General features: G+C 43.0%; 25 protein-coding genes. 10 read left to right on the top strand and 15 right to left on the bottom strand.

The genetic code is table 11. The features are described 5' to 3' along the window. Positions 1-242 precede the first annotated feature (242 nt). Positions 243-1,835 carry a hypothetical protein gene (locus tag MAE_RS00120; RefSeq protein ID WP_012263796.1) on the bottom strand — a complete coding sequence of 531 codons (1,593 nt, stop codon included), beginning with the start codon at positions 1,833-1,835 and terminating at the stop codon, positions 243-245. A 229-nt stretch (positions 1,836-2,064) separates the two neighbouring features. On the opposite strand from MAE_RS00120, the gene MAE_RS00115 reads away from it, so the two are divergent. Then, positions 2,065-2,265, top strand: a complete 201-nt coding sequence (locus tag MAE_RS00115) for a hypothetical protein (protein ID WP_012263795.1) — start codon at positions 2,065-2,067, stop codon at positions 2,263-2,265. A 69-nt stretch (positions 2,266-2,334) separates the two neighbouring features. On the opposite strand, the gene uvrC is transcribed toward MAE_RS00115, so the two are convergent. From uvrC to rfbC, 7 genes are all read right to left on the bottom strand, one after another. Continuing rightward, entirely contained in the window at positions 2,335-4,212 is a 1,878-nt protein-coding gene (gene uvrC, locus MAE_RS00110) for an excinuclease ABC subunit UvrC (RefSeq protein ID WP_012263794.1), read from the bottom strand. A 4-nt stretch (positions 4,213-4,216) separates the two neighbouring features. Continuing rightward, a complete protein-coding gene (locus MAE_RS33890) occupies positions 4,217-4,363 on the bottom strand; it encodes a hypothetical protein (RefSeq protein ID WP_002763481.1) in 147 nt (48 codons plus the stop codon). A 129-nt stretch (positions 4,364-4,492) separates the two neighbouring features. Beyond that, entirely contained in the window at positions 4,493-4,753 is a 261-nt protein-coding gene (locus tag MAE_RS00105; protein ID WP_002734814.1) for a hypothetical protein, read from the bottom strand. Positions 4,754-4,833: 80 nt separating this feature from the next. After that, the gene (leuB, locus tag MAE_RS00100) at positions 4,834-5,919 is read right to left on the bottom strand and encodes a 3-isopropylmalate dehydrogenase (protein WP_002797441.1); all 1,086 of its coding nucleotides are present in this window, start codon (positions 5,917-5,919) and stop codon (positions 4,834-4,836) included. 270 nt (positions 5,920-6,189) lie between these two features. After that, positions 6,190-7,263 carry a glucose-1-phosphate thymidylyltransferase gene (locus tag MAE_RS00095; protein ID WP_012263793.1) on the bottom strand — a complete coding sequence of 358 codons (1,074 nt, stop codon included), beginning with the start codon at positions 7,261-7,263 and terminating at the stop codon, positions 6,190-6,192. A 4-nt stretch (positions 7,264-7,267) separates the two neighbouring features. Further along, on the bottom strand, positions 7,268-8,143 hold the full coding sequence (rfbD, locus tag MAE_RS00090; protein ID WP_012263792.1) for a dTDP-4-dehydrorhamnose reductase: 876 nt from the start codon (positions 8,141-8,143) through the stop codon (positions 7,268-7,270). 5 nt (positions 8,144-8,148) lie between these two features. Beyond that, positions 8,149-8,694 carry a dTDP-4-dehydrorhamnose 3,5-epimerase gene (rfbC, locus tag MAE_RS00085; protein ID WP_012263791.1) on the bottom strand — a complete coding sequence of 182 codons (546 nt, stop codon included), beginning with the start codon at positions 8,692-8,694 and terminating at the stop codon, positions 8,149-8,151. A gap of 133 nt (positions 8,695-8,827) precedes the next feature. On the opposite strand from rfbC, the gene bioB reads away from it, so the two are divergent. From bioB to lspA, 3 genes are read left to right on the top strand one after another with little or no spacing between them, the layout of a single operon-like run. Beyond that, the gene (gene bioB, locus MAE_RS00080; RefSeq protein WP_012263790.1) at positions 8,828-9,922 is read left to right on the top strand and encodes a biotin synthase BioB; all 1,095 of its coding nucleotides are present in this window, start codon (positions 8,828-8,830) and stop codon (positions 9,920-9,922) included. Further along, on the top strand, positions 9,894-10,547 hold the full coding sequence (locus MAE_RS00075) for a biotin transporter BioY (RefSeq protein ID WP_012263789.1): 654 nt from the start codon (positions 9,894-9,896) through the stop codon (positions 10,545-10,547). Before bioB ends, MAE_RS00075 begins: the two co-directional genes overlap by 29 nt. Positions 10,548-10,558: 11 nt before the next feature. Beyond that, positions 10,559-11,026, top strand: coding sequence for a signal peptidase II (gene lspA, locus MAE_RS00070; protein ID WP_012263788.1), 468 nt, complete (start codon positions 10,559-10,561; stop codon positions 11,024-11,026). A 282-nt stretch (positions 11,027-11,308) separates the two neighbouring features. On the opposite strand, the gene MAE_RS00065 is transcribed toward lspA, so the two are convergent. The 5 genes from MAE_RS00065 to MAE_RS00045 form a co-directional block, all read right to left on the bottom strand. Continuing rightward, positions 11,309-11,521 carry a type II toxin-antitoxin system HicB family antitoxin gene (locus MAE_RS00065; protein WP_002776225.1) on the bottom strand — a complete coding sequence of 71 codons (213 nt, stop codon included), beginning with the start codon at positions 11,519-11,521 and terminating at the stop codon, positions 11,309-11,311. Beyond that, positions 11,505-11,771 carry a type II toxin-antitoxin system HicA family toxin gene (locus MAE_RS00060; RefSeq protein ID WP_002797432.1) on the bottom strand — a complete coding sequence of 89 codons (267 nt, stop codon included), beginning with the start codon at positions 11,769-11,771 and terminating at the stop codon, positions 11,505-11,507. The genes MAE_RS00065 and MAE_RS00060 overlap by 17 nt, the downstream gene beginning before the upstream one ends. A 154-nt stretch (positions 11,772-11,925) precedes the next feature. Continuing rightward, positions 11,926-12,372 (bottom strand): HNH endonuclease, encoded by a 447-nt coding sequence (locus MAE_RS00055; RefSeq protein WP_002797431.1) that lies wholly within the window; start codon positions 12,370-12,372, stop codon positions 11,926-11,928. Then, the gene (locus tag MAE_RS00050) at positions 12,369-12,611 is read right to left on the bottom strand and encodes a hypothetical protein (RefSeq protein WP_002767156.1); all 243 of its coding nucleotides are present in this window, start codon (positions 12,609-12,611) and stop codon (positions 12,369-12,371) included. Before MAE_RS00050 ends, MAE_RS00055 begins: the two co-directional genes overlap by 4 nt. 84 nt (positions 12,612-12,695) lie before the next feature. Continuing rightward, positions 12,696-14,489, bottom strand: coding sequence for a fatty acyl-AMP ligase (locus MAE_RS00045; protein WP_002797429.1), 1,794 nt, complete (start codon positions 14,487-14,489; stop codon positions 12,696-12,698). Positions 14,490-14,678: 189 nt separating this feature from the next. On the opposite strand from MAE_RS00045, the gene MAE_RS00040 reads away from it, so the two are divergent. From MAE_RS00040 to MAE_RS00025, 4 genes are all read left to right on the top strand, one after another. After that, positions 14,679-15,380 (top strand): Uma2 family endonuclease, encoded by a 702-nt coding sequence (locus MAE_RS00040; protein ID WP_012263786.1) that lies wholly within the window; start codon positions 14,679-14,681, stop codon positions 15,378-15,380. 24 nt (positions 15,381-15,404) lie between these two features. Further along, positions 15,405-15,938, top strand: a complete 534-nt coding sequence (gene purE / locus MAE_RS00035; RefSeq protein ID WP_012263785.1) for a 5-(carboxyamino)imidazole ribonucleotide mutase — start codon at positions 15,405-15,407, stop codon at positions 15,936-15,938. 42 nt (positions 15,939-15,980) lie between these two features. After that, positions 15,981-16,781, top strand: coding sequence for a tetratricopeptide repeat protein (locus MAE_RS00030; RefSeq protein ID WP_002761720.1), 801 nt, complete (start codon positions 15,981-15,983; stop codon positions 16,779-16,781). Positions 16,782-17,069: 288 nt separating this feature from the next. Continuing rightward, the gene (locus MAE_RS00025; protein ID WP_041803568.1) at positions 17,070-17,564 is read left to right on the top strand and encodes a hypothetical protein; all 495 of its coding nucleotides are present in this window, start codon (positions 17,070-17,072) and stop codon (positions 17,562-17,564) included. Positions 17,565-17,667: 103 nt separating this feature from the next. On the opposite strand, the gene cimA is transcribed toward MAE_RS00025, so the two are convergent. Then, positions 17,668-19,308, bottom strand: coding sequence for a citramalate synthase (gene cimA, locus MAE_RS00020; protein ID WP_012263782.1), 1,641 nt, complete (start codon positions 19,306-19,308; stop codon positions 17,668-17,670). Positions 19,309-19,370: 62 nt separating this feature from the next. Here cimA and MAE_RS00015 point away from each other — a divergent pair, with 62 nt between their 5' ends. Together MAE_RS00015 and MAE_RS00010 are read left to right on the top strand one after the other, a co-directional pair. After that, entirely contained in the window at positions 19,371-19,706 is a 336-nt protein-coding gene (locus MAE_RS00015; protein ID WP_012263781.1) for a 2Fe-2S iron-sulfur cluster-binding protein, read from the top strand. Positions 19,707-19,807: 101 nt separating this feature from the next. Beyond that, a complete protein-coding gene (locus MAE_RS00010; protein WP_012263780.1) occupies positions 19,808-20,353 on the top strand; it encodes a hypothetical protein in 546 nt (181 codons plus the stop codon). Here the strand turns inward: MAE_RS00010 and sds are convergent. Further along, positions 20,350-21,321, bottom strand: coding sequence for a solanesyl diphosphate synthase (gene sds, locus MAE_RS00005; RefSeq protein WP_012263779.1), 972 nt, complete (start codon positions 21,319-21,321; stop codon positions 20,350-20,352). The two genes, MAE_RS00010 and sds, sit on opposite strands and share 4 nt — an antisense overlap.

The following is a 21,321-nucleotide window of genomic DNA, read 5'->3' as shown; positions in this document are numbered from 1 at the left end:
GTAGATAATTAGGTTAATTGAGTAATGGGGGTTTCAGCAGAAATTTTAGTACAAAAGTGATCAAAAGATCAAGCAATATTACCTAATCAATGATCGCTAAGTAGGTAGGCGTTAAAAATTATCAGATGCCCCCTTATTAAGGGGAGATCCCCCCGCCTATCGGCACCCCCCTTATCAAGGGGGGCAGGGGGGATCGAACCTAAAATCCATTTTTAATTTAATTATAACCAGCTACTTAATTTTTAGGGAAGACGACGGGGATTCATGGTTTCTGCTGGGTTAGTTTCTGCACTTTGAGAGTGGAGTAAGCGAGTTTGTTCGAGGATAGTTTCTAAGTCTTCATCCGAGAATTCTTGTACATAGTTTAATTTGACTTCTTCTAGGAAGATAATTAATAACATCTCGATTCTTTCTAAACTGTGACGGGATTGTAATTCCCCGGCGAGAGATTGCCCGAAACGCTGGACTAATTGCTGCAATAAACGCTCAAAAACTTCGTCTTCTTGGGTGATCTTGTCAGCTATATTAACAAAAGATTGATACAATTGACTAGATAGGCGATTGCTCAAGTCAGTTTTTAACCCTTTCATGCTGGGTAATCGCAATAAGCTTTGATAAGCGGGAGTTTGACTGAGAATTTTCTCGATATTGTATTTAATTAAAGCTTCTGCTTCTGGTTTAACTTGCGGTAAAACCTTGTCAACAGTGCTATTAACTACTAACCGAAAAATTTCAATAACTTCATTAGTATCATTGAGATTATTATATCCTCCATTGAGGGATCGATTAAGAAGTTTCTCCACTTGTCCCTGTCGAATATATTCCTGAATTTTATTAATAATTCTCAGGACGATTATCTCAGTAATATCTTTAGAAATTAGCGCAACTAAGCCTTTAACTGCCTGTTCTTTAATCAACCTTAAGTTAATAATTTTAACTTGATCTAGGCGAATAACGGTAGGAATAAATCGCAACCATCTCCAGATAGGAACAAACAGAAAAATATCATACCATCGCCATAACATAGCCTCGCGCCAACGCAGGCCTTTATGAGTGCGAGCAATCCACCAAGTTCTCAGCATAAATTCCCAGAAAAAGATGGTACCAAAGAAAAAATCGATCGCCTCAAAGTTATCGATCGGTCTCCCATCTTCTCCTAGGGGACGAAAATAATTAGTTTCTATTAAAGGTTGAATTTCTTGATTAAAAAACTTCAACTCTTTTTCCCAGCCATTTTGAATGAGATAATCCCAAGTCCAAAACTTTTGAAAGGCTGCTTTTGCGGAAACATTTTCTGTTTTAAAAACCCGCAAGCGCATTTTATTTTTAATCTTCTCTAAAGTCCCAGTTTTCTCCGCCGAGGCAAAGGGATTATTATCGACCATATTGATACTTTTTTGGCGCAAATTATCTAAAACTTTCTCAATCTCCTGGCGATATTCTTGCAGATTAAACTCTGGGTTAAAGAGCTTTTGATTAATTAGTTGATTAAGTTTATTAACCGTCTCTAAATATTCACTGGTACTACGATAGGGTTTAATTCCTTTCACCACATCATACTTAGCGATTCCTTTAACAAAGGGAATTTCTAGGGGTTTATCGGGAGGTATTTGTAATTCTTGAAAGGAAATCGGACCGAGTTTTATTGGTTCATTAAATCTTAATAAAGTTATTTGCAAGCGTCCCTGTAACCAAAAATCTCGCAGGGGAATATAGGTTAAATCGAAAATAACAAGAATATAATTGCATAACACCAATAAGGCCATGCAAGTCTCAAAGAGATTGCGCGGGGAAAAACGACGGTTTCTGCTCACGGGGTTTTTAGTCAAAGTCATTAGCCTAGAAAGCACACTTTGACCATGGTAAACCGAAAACGCCTAAACAGAGATGAGAAAACTAGAAAATAAACGTTTGGGTCTATAGTCGGCTCTCCAGCTTGTAGATTTTGTAGGCTGCATTAATCAAAGGTAACGCACCTTATCTGAGGTGAAAATTTGTTCTTTCTAATTGTTGCTAGAAATGGGTTATGATGTGTATGTGTTTATGGGCTAAAGGAGAAAAATCATGGTACGTTGGTCACTAACCGAATCAGCTTTAGGACAAAAAGGCGCAAAAAAGGGATACTTTGAAGAAACGTCACAAAGACTGAGCTTTGAAGAAACCGTGGATTCTGTCCAAGAACGTAACTTGCGTTATTCCGAGGAAGAAATCGAAGAATCTATCAATGAGGCTATCCGAGAAACTCGTGCTGCGTCTCGTTCTTGATACCAATATTCTAATTTCTGCACTGTTACGCAAAAACACACCGCCTTATCTTCTTTATACAGCTTATCCTTACCTAGGATGAAAATAATTATAAATTTCCTTAGCTAATTGTTCCCCAATTCCTGTCACCTGTTGCAATTGTTCTAGGGAAGCTTCGCGAATATAATCCAGAGAATGAAAATGAGCTAATAACTCCTTTTGTCGCTTAAAACCTAAACCCGGTATCTCATCCAAACGGGAACGGCGACTTTTTTGCATCCTTTGTTGTCGGTGAAAGCTAACAGCAAAGCGGTGCGCTTCATCCCTGACTCGACGCAATAATTGCACTCCGGGTTGTTCCTTATCTGTCTCTAAAGGAGAGGATTCCCCCGGTAAAAAAATCTCCTCTCTCTGTTTAGCTAAACTAACAACTTTTACCTGTTCTAATAAATTCATCTCCCCTAAAACTGCCACCACTGCCGATAATTGTCCTTTTCCCCCATCAATCATGACCAAATCGGGAAAATCATCACTTTCGGCAATATTATCGGGATTTTCGGCATAACGACGGAAACGCCGCCGAATTACTTCTGCTAAACTGGCGAAATCATCGGAATGGCCGATTTTAACCTCGGGATTTTTGATTTTATAGTGACGATAATGTTGATTAGCGGCCACCCCATCGATAAACACCACTCCCGACGCGACTGCATTAGAACCCTGAATATGAGAAATATCATAACCTTCGATGCGGTGGGGTAGTGCCGGTAAATCGAGAATTACCGCTAAATCCTGCAAAGACTGTAAATCCCGGTCGGCGCTTCTTTTCGTCTTTTCTAACTCATAAAGAGCGTTTTTCTCGACCATAGCTAATAAATCCGCTTTACTTTGCCGTTGGGGGACAGTTAACTCGACTTTGCGACCTTTTTTTTCCCTTAACCACCCCGCTAACACCTCACCTTCCGGTAATTCGCAGGGTAGCAGGATTTCGCTAGGAATTTCCACCCCTTCCACCGATAAATAATGTTCTTCTAGGACTTTTTGCAGGATTTCTCCCTCGTTTGCTGACTGACTATCGGCAAAAAATCCCAAACGTCCCACCAAACGACCAGAACGCACTTGGAATAATTGTATGCAACAATGCTGCTCGTCCTTAGCTAAAGCGATCGCGTCCCGGGATACGGTATCATCAGGTAAAGAGACTTTTTGATCGGTATTAAGGGCCTGTAATCCGCGAATTTGATCCCTAATCGTGGCCGCTTGTTCAAAATCTAGGTTTTCCGACGCTGCGAGCATCTTTGTCGCTAATTTCTCTAATAATTCCCCCGTCCTTCCCTGAAAAATCATCGCCACTTTCTGCAAGGTTTCTCGATAATCTTGGGGACTGATTAGTTTTTGACAAACCCCCGGACAACGACCGATATCATAATTTAAACAGGGACGGTCTTTAAAAAGAGGTTGGGGACGTTGACGCAGGGGAAAAGTGCGTTTAATTAGGTGTAAAGTGTAGCGCAGCAGCCTAGTATCGACGTAGGGACCATAATAACGGTCTTTTTGGTTATTTATCCTACGTTTGCGGGTGATAAAAATGCGCGGGTAGGTTTCCGACCAAGTAATACAAATGTATGGATATTTTTTATCGTCCTTGAGGAGAGTATTAAAATGGGGCTGATGTTGTTTAATTAGATTAGCTTCTAGGGCCAAGGATTCTGCTTCCGTGTCGGTGACGATAAATTCAATTTCCGTCACCTGTCGCACCATTAAAGCAATGCGGGGACTGAGGGGTTGACTGGGACGAAAATAGGAACGGACTCTAGACCGGAGTTTTTTGGATTTACCGATGTAGAGAATTTCGCCATTTTGGTCGCGCAGGAAGTACACCCCCGGTTCGAGGGGAATTTCCCGAAGACGATTTTCTAGGCGATCGAGGTCTTGGATTAGGGTAGAGTTAAGATTATTCCCGAACATCTTTTTATATTAGGGTTTGCGGCAAAAAGTTTGTCTTGGGTGTGGGGTGTGGGGTGTAGGGTGTGGGGTGTAGGGTTTTACCGATTTTCAGGGAAAAAGTCCAGGAATTTTCCCCCCCATTACTCCAATGGCCGGTACTTTTGGATTTCAAAAAGGTCTAAAAGTCTTATCGAACAATGTTTTTAGATTTATTCAGCAAACCCTATATTAGACAAAAAAACTACGCCAGTGGGTATTAGCTGACGTTTGGCAAGATATTCAGGGCAAATCTTCACAAAAATTAATAGGCTTCCGATTCGATTTGCTTAATCGGGACGAAACATTCCCCGGGGAGAAGAATCGGTTTATTGTTAAAAATTAATTGGCCGCGATGATTGTCGCGGTTAATAGCGACACCAAAAGGACGTTTACTAACTCTGCTATTGAGGGTACAGTAGATGCGATAAATGCGTCTGGCTGCCCGTAAGACAGTAGGATCTAACAAAATTGGGATTTCCATATCGACACGCTGTTGTTCTGTTTTCTCAGATAGGGCTACCATAGCACTCGTCTCCCCACGATTAAATTGACGTATTTATTAAATCAATGGTATATGACGATTTCCGAATTATGCCACTTTTGTTAGGATTCTAAAACTTTTAGGATGGCCTGGCCCATAGCTTGGCATCCCACTAAGGTCATACCCTCCGAGAAAATATCTCCGGTACGATAACCGAGAGCTAAGACTTTTTCTACGGCTTTTTCCAGCGATGCTGCCGCTAAAGGCTGATTTAGCCCATATTTTAACATCATAGCAGCGCTGAGAATCTGGGCGATCGGATTGGCTTTATCTTGGCCGGCGATATCTGGGGCCGAACCGTGGACGGGTTCAAAAACTCCCACCCCAGCAGTCCCTAAACTAGCGGAGGGTAACATTCCGATACTACCAGTTAACATGGCCGCTTCATCGGAGAGAATATCACCGAATAAATTGCCCGTGACGATAGTATCAAATTGCTTGGGGGCCCGGACTAACTGCATGGCTGCGTTATCGACGTAGAGATGGGAAAGTTCCACATCGGGATAATTAGCGGCCATTTTCGTCATCCGGTCGCGCCAGAGTTGGGAAACATCGAGAACATTAGCTTTATCGACGGAACAGAGTTTATTGCCGCGTTTTTGGGCAATTTCAAAGGCTACCTTAGCGATGCGGTCCACCTCCGATTCCAAGTAAACCATGGTATTTACACCGCATTTTTCTCCCGTTTCTGTCTCAAAAATCCCCTTCGGTTGACCGAAGTAAACACCCCCGGTCAATTCCCGGACCACCATGATATCCACTCCCTCGATAATCTCCCGTTTGAGAGTAGAAGCGTCGATTAATTGCGGAAAAATGGTGGCAGGACGCAAATTAGCAAAAAGACCTAAGCCAGATCTTAAGCCTAATAATCCCGTTTCTGGCCTTTGCTGCCGGGGCAAATTATCCCATTTATAACCCCCGATAGCGGCCAGGAGAACAGCATCACTATTTTTACAGGCGCTCAGGGTTGCTTCGGGGAGGGGACTGCCGGTTTCATCAATGGCAGCCCCTCCAATTAAAGCGGTTTGGAAGTCAAACTGGAGGTCAAATTTTTTACCGATGACTTTCAGTATCTCTACGGTGACAGCGAGGATTTCCGGCCCGATGCCATCGCCGGGTAGTAGGGTAATGCGATACTGTTGCGTCATAGTTCTAGAACGGTAAAATAGGTCAGACTCTTAATTATAACATAGTTAGGGTTGGCTGAAGAAATCTAAAAACCTTGTTGGATAAGGCTTTTAGACTTTTTTCCCAGCAAAAAGTGCCAGCGATTGGAGTGATTGGGGTGAAAATTCAGGTACTTTTTCCCTGAAAATTAGGTAATTGAACCTCTGAAAATCGGTAAAATCCTACACCCTACACCCAGGAAAAACTTTTTGCCGCAAACCCTAATTAAAGGGGCAGTTAATCCCCATTAACTACACTAATTCTACATGGGAATCATCCCCGATCATAAAGCGTAAAGCTTTTGGACGTTGGGGGGCAATTTCTAATTTTGCCCGTCGTCCGATCACACTATCAACTATGCGCTGATGAATGCCAATAATCGTGGCATCTTTGAGAATAACACTGTGTTCTACGTCGGCATCGATTAATTTTACTCCATTAGCCACACTACTATAGGGACCGATAAAACAATTCTCAATGTGACAATTTTCTCCAATAATGACAGGGCCGCGAATGGTACTATTAATAATTTTACTACCCTGACCAATTTTTACCCGTCCGATCACCTGACTATTAGCATCAATTTCTCCCTGCAAAGCGATTTCTAGACTGGTATCAAGGATAATCCGATTTGCTTCTAATAAGTCATCTTTTTTACCCGTATCTAACCACCAACCCAGTAGTTTATTGGCTTCTACTGCTTTATTTTGATTGATTAATTCTTGGATAGCGTCGGTAATTTCTAACTCACCCCGGCCTGAAGGTTGAATAGATGCGATCGCTTGGTGAATGGTGGGGGCAAAAAAATAAATCCCCACCAAAGCTAAATTTGAGGGAGGTTCTTTGGGTTTTTCGACTAAGTATAAAACTTTGCCGGTTTCATCTACTTTTGCCACCCCAAAAGCACTAGGATTAGACACTTTTCGCAACAGAATTAAAGCGTCAAGAGACTGTTTTTGGAAAGAGCCTAAAAAGGGCGATAAATCATCCTCAATTAGGTTATCACCCAAGTACATAATAAAGGGGGAATCTCCTAGGAAAGATTGGGCAGTTTTAACCGCGTGAGCTAATCCGGCTGGTTGATCTTGGCGAATATAAGTTATCTTAGCCCCAAACTGTTCACCATTGCCCGTGGTCTGACGAATTTCTTCCCCGGTTTCGGGACTGATAATAATGCCAATATCGGTAATTCCTGCGGCGACAATTGACTCGATTCCATACCATAAAATCGGTTTATTGGCAACGGGAACTAACTGTTTTGCCCCAGTATAGGTTAGGGGACGTAACCTCGTACCTTTACCACCGGATAAAATTAGTGCTTTCATAGTTTTAAAGATTAAATAGTTGGGTGAGCATAGCTTTGAGGGAATCCCGCCAATAGGGAGGAATATAACCCAATTGTTGCGAGATTTTTTGACCGGAAAGAACCGAATAGGCGGGACGCACCGCCGGGGTAGGATATTCAGCAGTAGTAATGGGAATTACTCTCTGAATTTTTAAGGGAATACCGCTTGTTTTTGCCTCCTCAAAAATCGCTTTAGTTAAATCAAACCAACTGGCGACACCGCTATTAGTAAAATTATAGATTCCTGCGGGATTATCGGCATTAATTAAAAGCTGAGTAATTGCCGTGGCGATATCTTTTGCCCAAGTGGGACTTCCCAGCTGATCGACAACTACTTTTAACTCCTCTCTTTCCTTGCCTAATCTCACCATGGTTTTGACAAAATTACTTTTGCCATAACTGCCATAAACCCAAGCAGTCCGCAGGATAATTGCCTGAGAATTAACAGTATTAATCTCCTCTTCTCCCCTTAACTTTGATTGTCCATAAACCCCTAAAGGATTAGTTAGATCGGTTTCTAGATAGGGGGTATTTTTTCGACCATCAAACACATAATCGGTGGAAATATGGAGAAATTTAGCTTTAGTTTTCTCGGCAGCTTCCGCCATGATTTTCGGGGCTATAGCATTGATAGAATAGGCTAAATCTGGCTCAGTTTCGGCTTTATCCACTGCCGTATAAGCGGAGGCATTAACCAGATAATCGGGGTGAATTTCCCTAATTAACTGACCGATTTTTTGCGAGTTGGTTAAATCTAGTTCTTCTCGACCGATACTAATAACTTCACCTAACTGCGGTAAAGTTACCTGTAACTCTTGTCCTACTTGACCTTTAGCACCAATTAGTAAAACTTTTTTCATCGTCTTTAGGGGAAAACTTCCACGGATTTAAAGGGTTGTCCAGCTTGGTCTTTAGGAGAGAGAATCGGCGGGGTCTCTAGGGGCCAATCAATCCCTAAATCGGCATCATTCCATAAAATGGTTTTTTCGTATTGGGGATAATAATAATTAGTGGTTTTGTAGAGAAATTCTGCTCGGTCGGAGAGGACTAGAAAGCCATGGGCAAAACCTTCGGGAACCCAGAAAATACGTTTATTTTCCGCACTTAAAATACAGCCTACCCATTGCCCAAAAGTGGGGGAACTTTGACGCGCATCCACGGCCACATCAAAAACACTACCATTCACTACTCGCACCAGTTTACCCTGGGGATTGGGGATTTGATAATGCAATCCTCGCAGGACATTTTTTAGGGACATAGAGTGATTATCCTGGACAAAAGTGGTATTAACCCCAGTTTTCTCTCGAAAATCTTTCTGATTAAAACTCTCCAAGAAAAAACCTCGATCGTCTCCGTAAACTTGCGGTTCAATAATTAAAACATCAGGAATTTCCGTCGGAATAACTTTCATAAAATCGGAGACAAGATAACTTTTGCGGGTAGTCTAGCACAAAAGGGTATTTTTTTCTAAAGTTTTTTATTAATCTTTCCCTGGTAACTGAACAATGATAAGATGAGCCTAACTTAGTTAGAGCATAAACGACGTGGTACAAGTCTCTACACACAGCGCTACTCAATCTATCCCCATGGAGGGAGAAGCCTTAAAAAACTGGTTACAGACTAGGGCTAATCAGATTATCGCCGGCGATCGACTCAGTAAGCAAGAGGCCCTAGCTTTAACTGCGATCGAAGGTCAGGAAAATATTTTCAGCTTATGTGAGGCTGCCGATCGCATTCGTCAGGCCTGTTGTGGCAATACGGTGGATTTATGTAGCATTATCAACATAAAATCGGGAAGTTGTTCGGAAAATTGCAGTTTTTGTTCCCAATCCGTCCACCATCCCGGCCAAGATTCGCCTATCTACGGTTTAAAAAGTCGCGAGGAAATCGTCACCCATGCGAAAGCGGCAGCCGACGCGGGGGCCAAACGCTTCTGTTTAGTTAGTCAAGGTCGGGGATTAAAGTACAATAGCCCTAAATCGCAGGAATTCGAGGAAATACTGGCCACAGTTCAAGAAATCATCGAAACCGCCAAGATTAAACCCTGTTGCGCCTTGGGAGAGTTAACCCTCCCCCAAGCGCAGGCCTTAAAAGAAGCCGGAGTTACCCGTTATAATCACAATCTGGAAGCTTCCGAGAATTTTTATCCTAACGTGGTCTCCACCCACAGTTGGCAGGATCGGGTAGAAACGGTAAAAAACCTGAAAGCGGCGGGAATTCAGGCTTGTACGGGCGGAATTATCGGTATGGGGGAAAGTTGGACCGATCGCATTGATTTAGCTTTTTCTCTGGCGGAATTAGAAGTGGAATCAGTGCCGATTAACCTATTAAACCCCAGAAGTGGCACCCCTTTAGGTCATTTACCCAAACTGGAGCCCTTTACTGCCCTAAAAGCGATCGCTATTTTCCGGTTTATTTTACCCCAACAAATCCTCCGTTATGCCGGGGGACGAGAGGCAGTGATGGGAGAATTGCAAAATCTGGGGCTAAAATCGGGAATTAATGCTATGCTGATTGGGCATTATTTGACCACTCTAGGACAACCCCCCCAACAGGATCAGGCGATGTTGGCTGATCTTAGTTTAATAGGAGGAGAAGCCCCCATCCCCGGTGAATACCAACCCCAACAGGCAACCTAAATCACGTCGAGGACGAGAATCTCCGCCGCGGCGCGCTTCCGCATCGGTTCCCAATGAGTTAATCTGGGCTTTGATTGGTTTGTTGCTGACAATTTTTAGTACATTTGTTCCGGTCAGCCTAGCTAGTTGGTCGGCTACTACGGGTCTATCTTCGCAAAAACTGGGCATAACTTACCAAATTGGGGCAGTATTATTAACGGGCTGTCTGGGGGGCAAAAATGCTGGGCTTCTCGCCCAGGTGGCCTATATTTTTCTCGGTTTAACTTGGTTGCCGGTGTTTGCCCAGGGTGGGGGAATGGGTTATCTGAAAGAACCCAGTTTTGGCTATATTTTAGGCTTTATGCCGGGGGCATGGCTGTGTGGTTGGTTGGCTTTTCGCTGGCGGGCTAAGATAGAAACCCTGGCTTTAAGTGCTTTTGCCGGTTTGTTAGTGATTCATCTGTGCGGTTTATTATATATGCTGGGATTGTCGATTTTTCAGCCCCAAGCCGGTCAAATCACCTTTCCCGATAGTTTGCCCACCCTATTTATGAATTATTCAGTCTGGCCATTTTTAGGGCAGTTAGTAGTAATTTGTGTGGTGGTAATTATTGCCTTTTTCTTCCGTAAATTATTATTTTATTGATGCCACAGCCAATGTTTAAAAAAAATCGCTGGTTTTGGATAGTGGCGGTGATTGGTCTAATTTTAGACCAAGTAACTAAGTATATAACCGTGCAGAGTTTTGAGCAAATTGGTGATACTTTTCCGATTATTCCGGGGGTTTTTCATTTTACCTATGTGATTAATACCGGGGCGGCTTTTAGTGCTTTTCGAGGCGGTGTTGGTTGGCTAAAATGGCTATCCTTATTAGTTAGTTTGGGATTAATGGCTTTTGCCTACTTTGGACCGCATTTAAATCGTTGGGAACAATTAGCCTACGGTTTTATTTTAGCAGGGGCTTTCGGCAATGGTATCGATCGCTTTTTGTTTGGTTATGTGGTGGATTTTCTCGATTTTAGATTGATTAATTTTCCTGTTTTTAATCTGGCTGATGTCTTTATTAATATCGGGATTATTTGCCTATTAATTTCTACCTTTCCCCACAAGTCAAGGGTTCCGTAGGGGCGAAGCATTCGGGCGATAACCTATCGCTGAAACCGTAGATTTCCTATCCGAATGCTTCGCCCTTACTTTTTCTGTTCAAAAAAATTGGGGATTTAGTATTATATTCCTGGAGTCCTGATCATTTAAATATTTTGCAAATCCAGATAATTCCTGTTGAGTACCAATCATAATAAATCCGTTGAGTATAAGCTACATATCAGCAGAGGCACTCATGCAAAAGGGGGAATAAATAATCAGTTTTTAATAACTGGATTTAGTATTACATATTCCTGTGCTTGTTCAAGCAAATAATAAACGTCCTTTAGGTTCAGGAATTTCTCGGCCTAATTCCTGTGCTGTTTCAATCCATTGTTGAATAATGATTTCAGCATTTTGCACAGCTTCTTGATAAGTTTCTCCATCAGCCATACATCCTGCAAGTTCTGGAACTTCAACGATAAATAGTTGATCCTCATTACTCCAGTAAATAATCAGTTCATAACGAATTTTCATCTTGATATCCTAACTTATATTTTAAAATCAGACTACGAATTTGCTTAACTTGATAGACTTTGGCTTTTCCTTGTTTGGGTTGCAGATTTAAAATTTCTTCAACTCCTTCTTTGGTAAAAATATGATGACTTCCTCCTATTCGTTGATCAAATCCTAATTTCCTCAGTAGTTGACAAAGTTGCTCGAAGGGAATGTTAGCATCAGAATTACCTAAAAGAATTTTAATCAATAATTTATCCTGTTTACTCATACATCCGATAAATATAAGTAGGGAGGCACAATTATTTGTAGGATTGGTTAGCGGTAGCGTAACATAATCGGGCGTTGGGTTTCATGCTTCAACCCAACCTACGTTCTGGAAAAAAACTTAATTGAAGCTCATTTACCTAGATAAAAATAAGCTATTATTCCTGTTTTTTATCGGTGCTGGGTGGATGCCAACCTCCCCGGATCCATAATCGACGAACTTTAACGATAAAACCTTCATTATGATTGTCATCATTTAAGTCCAAACGTTCAATAGTTGCCCTAGCGATGGGAGTAAGTCCCACTATTTTTAAAGCATCTGGTGTCCAGATAAAATGTTCTTGCCAATGCTGTTGGCGCGGATTGAATATTTCTACTTCTTGTTCTGTTTTCGGATCAATTGCCTTGATAAAATTGTAGCGATATCTGTTACATCTTTGGCAAGCTAAAGCTAAGTTTGCCAATTCATCTTTGCCTCCTAAAGATTTGGGCTGAATGTGATCTACTTCAAATAATGCGGCACTAATTTCTTCTGGAGAATGACAGTATTCACACAGATAGTTGGCTCTTGCTCGGACTTGTAATCGAGTTGTGATACTAATCATTTAGATTCAGCAACTATTCGCGCATTTAACAGCGTGAAAATTTCGTTTAACTCTAAAATACCGGCCAATTCTGCGGTTTCTTGAGAATTAAGTTGGGAATTTTTTTCTAGTTCCCGTAGTTCCTCCAATCGACACTGCAATTCCTCGGTGAATTTAAAAAGATAATTTTCCCTTACTGGCGATAGCTTAATTCCTTTTTCAATCCAGGAAGAGGGCTTGACCATCAGTTGAGTTAACATCACTTTCTCCCTAACTTTAATCCCTAACCTAATCCTAACACGATTAGTTATCCTCGATCGGGTGAGCAATGCCCACCCGAAAAACTATGCTTCTGTTGCAGAATTAGAGCGATCGAATTTACTAACTAACTGAGGATTTTCTGACCAAGCATCGATAACACTCATATTACCATTGAGAAAATTCTGTTTAATAGCGCGGCGTTGAATTTTGCCACTGGCAGTTTTGAGAATTGTTCCCGATTTAGCCAAAACAATGGCATGGGTCATAATTTCGTGTTCTTCGGCGATTTCTTGACGAATATCAGCGATTAATTTAGCCGTATCTAACTCACCGATGCGACGTTCCAATTCCTGGACAATAACTAACTGTTCTTCCCCGTTATCTTCAATAGAAAAAGCGGCACCATAATCGGGACGAAAAACCTCATTAAGATGCTGTACTGACCATTCTAAATCTTGGGGATAATGATTACTGCCACGGACAATAATTAAATCCTTAATCCGTCCCGTGATATGTAATTCCCCATCGAGAAGAAAACCTAAATCTCCGGTGCGTAAAAACGGTCCTTCTCCTGTATCGGCAAGATAAGCTTGAAAAGTCTCTTTGGTTGCGTCTTCCCGTTGCCAATATCCAGCGGCCATACTGGGGTCACTGGCCCAAATTTCGCCCACTTCATCGGCTGCACAAAGGGTGAAAGTATCGGGATTAACCATAGCTATACGGGTATCACAGACGCGACGACCACAACTGGGGACGTATCTAACTCCCGTGGTTCGATCGGAGCCTACAGGGACAATTTTACCGCGTTCGTAGGCGGTTGCATCCAAAGCGGTGATAATTGGGGTGGTTCCCTTGGGTTTATTGGAAATCAAGAGGGTATATTCAGCTAATCCGTAGGCAGGGGCGAAAGTTTGCCAAGAAAAGCCGTAATCTGCAAAAGTATCGACAAATTTGGCCATGACCTTCGGATTAATCGGTTCGGCGGCATTTCCCGCGGCCTGCCAACTGCTCAGGTCTAATTCCGCTAAATCGGCAGCTTTAATCCTGCGAGTACAAAGATCATAGGCGAAGTTGGGGGCCTGACTATGAGTAACTTTGTACTTAGTAATATTTTTTAACCACTGCATCGGACGCTTAATAAAAGCAAAGGGAGACATGAGATAGCAGGGTGTACCGTTGTAGAGGGGGACGGTGATACCTTCGACTAACCCGTAATCGTGAAAATAGGGCATCCAAGTTAGGGTAACGCTATCCGGTTCGTAACCACAAGCTTTTTGCAAGTAACCGCAATGGTGCATCAGGTTAAAATGACTTAGCATCACCCCTTTGGGGATATTAGTCGAACCGGAGGTATATTGCAGATAAGCAAGCGCCGATTTATCCACCTGGGGATCTTGCCATTGGTCCGCCAGGGAAATATCAATACTTTCGGTAGTAATCCACTTCATTTGGTCGAATTCTGGAAATTCTTCCTTAACACCTTCAATAAGAGTCAGAATACTTTCGGTAACTAGGGCAAAGGTGGCATTAGCATCCTTGACAATTGCTCGTAAACGGGGCAAAGTGCGCTTAAGTCGTCCCGATTCCGGTGGGGGGACGGGAATGGCAATCACTCCCGCGTAGAGACAACCACAAAAAGCGGCCACTACTTCTAAACTTTGAGGATAGAGTAATAGGGCGCGTTCCCCTTGGGCCTGGTATTTTTGCAAATAGGCGGCGATTGCTCTTGCTTGGCGATCGAGTTCACTGTAGGTTAAAGGTGGGGTTTCTTTTTTACCATCGATAAGAAAAGTGTAGGCATGGCCCTCTGGTTGTGCCGTGGCGCGGTAACGTAAGAGTTCTACTAGGGTGGCAGGTTGAATTAAGGTTTCAGTCATCGTTGTTATCGGGCTTATTGGCGCTATTGTATAGAAGTTTTAACATATTTGCCGATGGCGCTAGGATAAAGTGCCGAAGGCGATCGGTCAAGGTATAGGATTAAGTTAGGGGCAAAAATCCCCCAGCACCATCTCTAAAGTAGTGAGAAAAAGCTACAATTAATCAATCCTAAAATACCGGGAAAAGTCATGACAGCCCTAGACATGATCCCAGATGTCACCTATCTCCCCACAGATTTATGGAGTGATGAACCACCCTTGGCAAGTGATCTACACCTGCAACAGATCATCATTCTCCTTAGTTGTCTAGAATTATTATGGCGCGAGAGGAGTGATTACTACGCTTCGGGAAATCTAACCATCTACTACAAAGCGGAACAACTAAAAAAACGTGATTTCTGGGGTCCCGATTTTTTTGTGGTTTTAGATACCGAAAAACGTCCCCGCAAAAGTTGGGTAGTCTGGGGAGAACAGGGTAAATATCCCGATGTAATTGTCGAGATTCTTTCCGATTCTACGGCCAATATTGACCGCAATAACAAGAAAATTCTCTATCAGAATACCTTTCGCACTCCTAATTATTTTTGGTTCGATCCCAATAGTTTAGAATTGCAGGGATTTAGACTAATTGGGGGACAATATCAAGCCATTTCTCCCAATGACCAAGGTTATTTATGGAGTGAACAGTTAGGATTATATTTAGGTATATTTGACCGTAAACTGCGTTATTTTACCGCCGATGGTCAATTAGTCCCCACTCCTCAAGAAGCTGAGTTACAGCAACGACAGGCAAAAGAACAGGCTCTTTTAGAGAAAGAAAGGGAACGACAAGCTAAGGAAAAATTGGCCCAAAAATTGCGAGAATTAGGCATCGATCCCGATACAATTTAGGGGAAATATTATTTTCTAGTAACTATGGTGACAGCAGCGCCCCTAGTGGGTGTAATTATGGGCAGTGATTCCGACTTACCCACCATGAAAGAAGCGATCGCAGTTTTAGAGGTTTTTCAGATTAGCCACGAAGTCGCCATCGTCTCGGCCCATCGTACCCCCGAAAAAATGTTTGAATACGCCAAAAACGCTCATAGGAGGGGAATAAAAGTGATTATCGCCGGAGCCGGCGGCGCTGCCCATTTACCTGGGATGGTGGCATCTTTAACCCCCTTACCCGTGATTGGGGTTCCCGTAGTCACGCGCACTTTACAAGGGTTAGACTCTCTCTATTCAATTGTACAGATGCCCGCAGGCATTCCCGTGGCCACGGTGGCGATCGGTAATGCCAAAAATGCCGGACTTTTAGCGGTTCAAATTCTCGCCACCGGTAATGCCGATCTTTTAGAGCAAGTTATCGCCTATCGTCAATCCCTCACCGATTCCGTCCTCGAAAAACAAAGCAATCTTCAACGACTAGGCTATCAAGACTATCTAGAGCAGAGTTCACCTAAGTAGGGTAGATTGAGAAAAGATTAAGTAACAAATTATGAAGTAATTATGCGTTGGATCACCGCTTGTGTATTGAGTCTATTGCTCTTTTTTGCCCTACCCATAGCGGCTTATGCCGATAGCCCGACTATTAGCGAAGAACAGATTAGAGAAGGGGAAGTTATCGCCGAAAAAGCCCTAGAAGCCACAGAAAAAGGGGATTACGCCCAGGCCGAAAGCTATTGGACCCAATTAGTCGCCAAATTCCCCACTAATCCCGCCGTCTGGAGTAATCGCGGCAATGCCAGAGTCAGTCTCAATAAATTAGAGGATGCGATCGCTGATTTTAACCAAGCGATCGCCATTGCCCCCGATGCCCCCGATCCCTACCTCAATCGCGGCACCGCTTTAGAGGGAGAAGGCAAATATCAAGAAGCGATCGCCGATTATAATAAAGTTTTAGAACTGGATCCCAATGATGCCTTTGCCTATAACAATCGCGGCAACGCCGAAGGCGGTTTAGGGGACTGGGAAGCCGCCGTCAAAGACTATCGCCAAGCCACTCAACTAGCCCCGAATTTTGCCTGGGCGCAAGCTAATCTGGCTCTGGCCCTGTACGAATTGGGCAGATATCCAGAAGCAGTCCAAAAAATGCGGAATATTGCCCGCAAATACCCCATGTTTCCCGATGTCAGAGCGGCCTTAAGCGCCGTTTTATGGACACAAGGACAACAGGGAGAGGCGGAAAGCAATTGGGTAGCCGCCGTCGGCATGGATACCCGCTATCAAGACCTCGATTGGGTAAAAAGCGTGCGCCGTTGGCCGCCAAATATGGTTCTAGCCTTAGATAAGTTTCTTAACTTAAAGTAAAGAAGGACTAAATAGCAATTTTTCTGGCAGTAGCGGGACTGAGAGGCAAATTATCTGGAAATCGGCGACTAAGATACAGTTGAGATGTGCTGGGTTGTACTGCATTTAAACTGCGTCGGGGAATTTTTAGTACAAATGCTCGAACTTCCTCGACCCAGATATGGTTAAATTATCATTTCTGGACGACCAGCTACTGTTCCCCGTTCCCCAAAAAGAAAACTTTGTACCTTACCACTAAGATAACTGCTGTATCTGCAATGGCCTTTTTTACTCTCACTCACATTAACCATGACCGATCCAACCCAATTAAACTATCACGATACCTATTCTTGTCCCGTCTGTCGCCATGGTAAAATTGCCGCTTTACCACTCATGGAAGCCTATGCTTGTAACTTTTGTCAACACATTTTTACTGCTAATTTAGAACAACAAGTTTTAAAAATGGCCGATAGTCAATTACCCTTAACTTGGTATTGGAATGGTAAGTATTGGCAGGGTTTACCGAGAGAAGGAATGGAGATGGCAGGTTTTTACTTAATTATCGGTTTAGGATTTGTGATTTTTCCCACGGCAATTGTGGCTACGGGGGCCTATCTTTTTCCTCCAGTCGAGGGGAGTCCTTTGTCATGGGTGCCTCTATTTTGGTCGATTTTAACCTTTGTTTGTCATGCTATTTGTTTACTCTGGTTAATGATCGAATATTATCAGTTTCCCGTTAATATGTATCTGCGGGCCTTGGCTCGTCGTTGGCAAAATTCTGTCGTCACTAGATTATTATCCTAGGAAACATTCAATCCCAGAAAGGGGAGCAGGAAGTGGGGTGTAGGGTGTGGGGATAAAAAATCTGATAACTGATAACTGATAACTGATAACTGATAACTGTTCCCTAAATTATCCCCAAAGGACAAAATTGACCCGATAATTCTAGTTTATTGTTTTGCAGCAGATATAAACCGTATTCAATTCCTTCCACCACTGCTTGATAGGAAGCTTCCAAAATATTACTAGACACTCCCACGGTAGTCCATCTTTGTTGACCGTTACTCGACTCGATTAAAACCCTAGTTTTCGCTGCCGTCCCCGAACCACTATCGAGGATTCTCACTTTATAATCGGTCAGGTGAAAGTTAGCAATTTCGGGATAGAATTTGACTAAAGCCTTTCTTAAAGCCAGATCTAAAGCAGCCACAGGCCCGTTACCCTCGGCCACTTCTAATAAATCTTCCTCTTTTACCCGTACTTTAATTGTAGCGATCGCATTACCACTATCCCGCAGCATATCACAATAAACTTGGAATCCTTTTAATTCAAAAAGGTGGCTTCTCTGTCCCAAAGCTTCCCGCATTAATAACTCAAAACTAGCTTCGGCTGCCTCAAATTGATAACCCTCACTTTCCAAGATTTTTAAACGTTCCAAAATTTGCCGACAGGTGGGATCATCTTTATTTAAATCGATGCCAAAACTACGCGCTTTCGCTAACACATTACTTAATCCCGATTGGTCAGAAATGACGATGCGGCGCTGATTCCCGATCGCTTCCGGGTTAATATGTTCGTAGGTTAGGGGATTTTTCGCCACCGCAGAAACGTGAATGCCGCCTTTATGGGCAAAAGCGGAGCGTCCGACGAAGGGAGCATGATCATCCGGGGCTAAATTGACCATTTCGCTGATTTTTCGGCTAGTTCCCGTCAATCGGCCTAATTGATTTTCTTCTAGGCAAGAAAAGCCCATTTTTAACTGAAGATTGGGAATTAAAGTACATAAATTGGCATTGCCGCAGCGTTCCCCATAACCGTTAATTGTGCCTTGAATCATGCGTGCGCCCTCGTTAACTGCCGCTAAGGAGTTAGCCACGGCCGTTCCTGCGTCATTATGGGCATGGATGCCTAATTGAGGCGCATTTTCCTCATCGGGATCGATGCCCAATTGCTGCCGCACTTTCTCCACAATGGGGGCGATTTCTTGGGGTAAAGTGCCACCGTTGGTATCACAGAAAACTAACCATTCGGCCCCAGCAGCCCTGGCGGTTTTGAGGGTTAAAAGGGCGTATTCGGGGTTATTTTTGTAACCATCAAACCAATGTTCGGCATCATAAATGACTCGTCTTCCCTGACAGCGTAGATACTCGATCGTATCTCCTATCATGGCTAAATTCTCCTCCAGACTGGTTTTTAAGCCCTCTGTGACGTGCAGATCCCAAGATTTGCCGAAAATTGTCACCCAACGGGTTCTAGCGGCGAGAATGGCGGTTAACATCCGATCTTCCCGGGCCTCGACATGGGGGCGACGCGTGGAACAAAAAGCGACTAATTCCGCTTGTTTTAGGGGTTCTTCGTGCAGTTTCCAGAAAAATTGACCGTCTCTAGGGTTTGCGCCCGGCCAACCGCCTTCGATAAAAGGAATACCCATTCTATCTAATTCCCTGGCGATTTTAATTTTATCTTCGAGGGAGAGGGAAATACCTTCTCGCTGGGCCCCGTCCCGGAGAGTAGTGTCATAGACCCAAATGCGCTTACCATTGTTCATATAAATAGTCAATAGGTGTTAATATTAATTAATAACTGTAGCAAGTTAAAATCACGTCCCTAATGCCTAGAATAACAGTTTACGGTCAAACAATCACCTGCGATCGAGGTGAAAATCTCCGTCGTATATTATTAAAACATGACATTTCTTTGTATAATGGCGCTTCCAAGTTGATCAATTGTCGCGGCATCGGTAGCTGTGGAACCTGTGCGGTGGCAATTGTGGGCGAAGTTTCTGCTATCAATTGGCAGGAAAAAGCGCGTCTTTCTTTACCTCCCCATAACCCCGATAATAACCGTCGTCTTGCTTGTCAAGTCAAAGTTTTTGGTGATATCGAAGTTACTAAATACGATGGTTTTTGGGGACAAGGAGACTCAGTGATCAGTGATCAGTTTTGAGTTTTCAGTGAACAGTATTAAGTATTAAAGTGTTAAAGTATTAAGTGGCCAGTTCGGAGCCTTCTTTTCACTGTTTACTGTTTACTGATTAAGGTTATCAAATGAACGAGACAATAACTTTTCGGATATCACCAGTAATTCGGGTAACTTTATTAAGTTTATATGTGGCGTTAACCATCCCTTTACCCTTTTTAGCAAAAGTCACTAATTCCCCTGTTAATCCCAATTTTCTCTGGGGAGGAATTAGCTTAGGATTAATCGCTTTATACGGAGCTTTAAGTGAAAGAGTTATTTTATCAGAAACAGGGATACAAGTTACCTATCCCCAATGGTTTCCTGCTTTTCTTCGCTCTGGTTGGTGGTTAAATTGGACAGATATAAAAGAACTTAAATGTCGCAGTACAGGACAGGGTGGTTTAGTTTATTATTTCCTTGATCGCTCCTCGGAAAAAGCCTATTTATTGCCGATGCGAGTAGTGGGATTTAATCGCATGGTCAAAATAATCGCGGAAAAAACTAACTTGGATATGACTGATATTCGCCCCCTTTCTCAGCCTTGGATGTATGGAATTCTTTTTATTCTCACCCTATTTTTATTATTAGTCGATGCTTGGACTATTGCTACGGCGAGAACTATTATTCCCTAATAAATTCGGCTCAAAACGTAATCTACTAGCTCGATTAACACATCTTTTGAGGGAGAAGAAGCTAAACATTCAAGGTGTTTTAAGGCACTTTGACCGTATTGATCGGCTAATTCTTTTGAGCGAGGAATACCTTGGCTAGAGTGAATAAAATCAAGAGCTTTTTCGATGTCTCCTTCCTGACTAAATTCCCGCTCGATTAACACTTCTATATAGGAATTTTCCTCCATGGCAAAGAGAGCGGGAGCGGTGATATTACCACTGATCAAATCGGAGCCAGAGGGTTTTCCTAATACTTCCGTAGGGGAGGTAAAATCGAGAATATCATCGACGATTTGAAAAGCTAATCCTAAATCGCGACCATAATTATATAAATGATGATTAACTTCAGCCGATTGCTCGCTTAATACCCCGGCCGCTTTGGCACTGTTGGCAATTAAAGAAGCAGTTTTGTAGTAACTTTTTTCTAGATAAGCTGCCAAGGAGATACTGGTATCAAAGCGATTAATTCCCTGTTGAATTTCCCCTTCAGCAAAATCGCGAATCACTTCTGAGAGCAATTTTACCACTTCTAAATTATCTAAATTTGCTAGATACCAAGAGGATTGAGCGAAAAGAAAATCCCCCGCTAAAACCGCCACGCGATTGTCAAATAAACTGTTAACGGTGGGAACACGGCGCCGCAGTTCTGCCTCATCTACCACATCATCATGGACGAGACTGGCAGTGTGGATCATCTCCGTGATTTCCGCTAATCGACGATGACGGGGAGTGATATCCCGGTCTAACATAGTGGCGCGAGACACTAACAACACGATCGCCGGTCGAACGCGTTTACCACCGGCCTCGAACAAATGTTCTGCTGCCGCCGCTAAAATGGGATGACGAGCGCCGACGAGGTTTTTTAAGTTATTGGTCAAAAGACGGAGATCATCGTCAACGGGTGCGAATAAAGAAGTTGTTGGGATCAT

The organism is Microcystis aeruginosa NIES-843, from assembly GCF_000010625.1.
GTDB classification, from domain to species: Bacteria; Cyanobacteriota; Cyanobacteriia; order Cyanobacteriales; family Microcystaceae; genus Microcystis; species Microcystis aeruginosa.
Note: the sequence above shows the minus strand (reverse complement) of the source record. Positions and strands in the feature narration are given on the sequence as shown.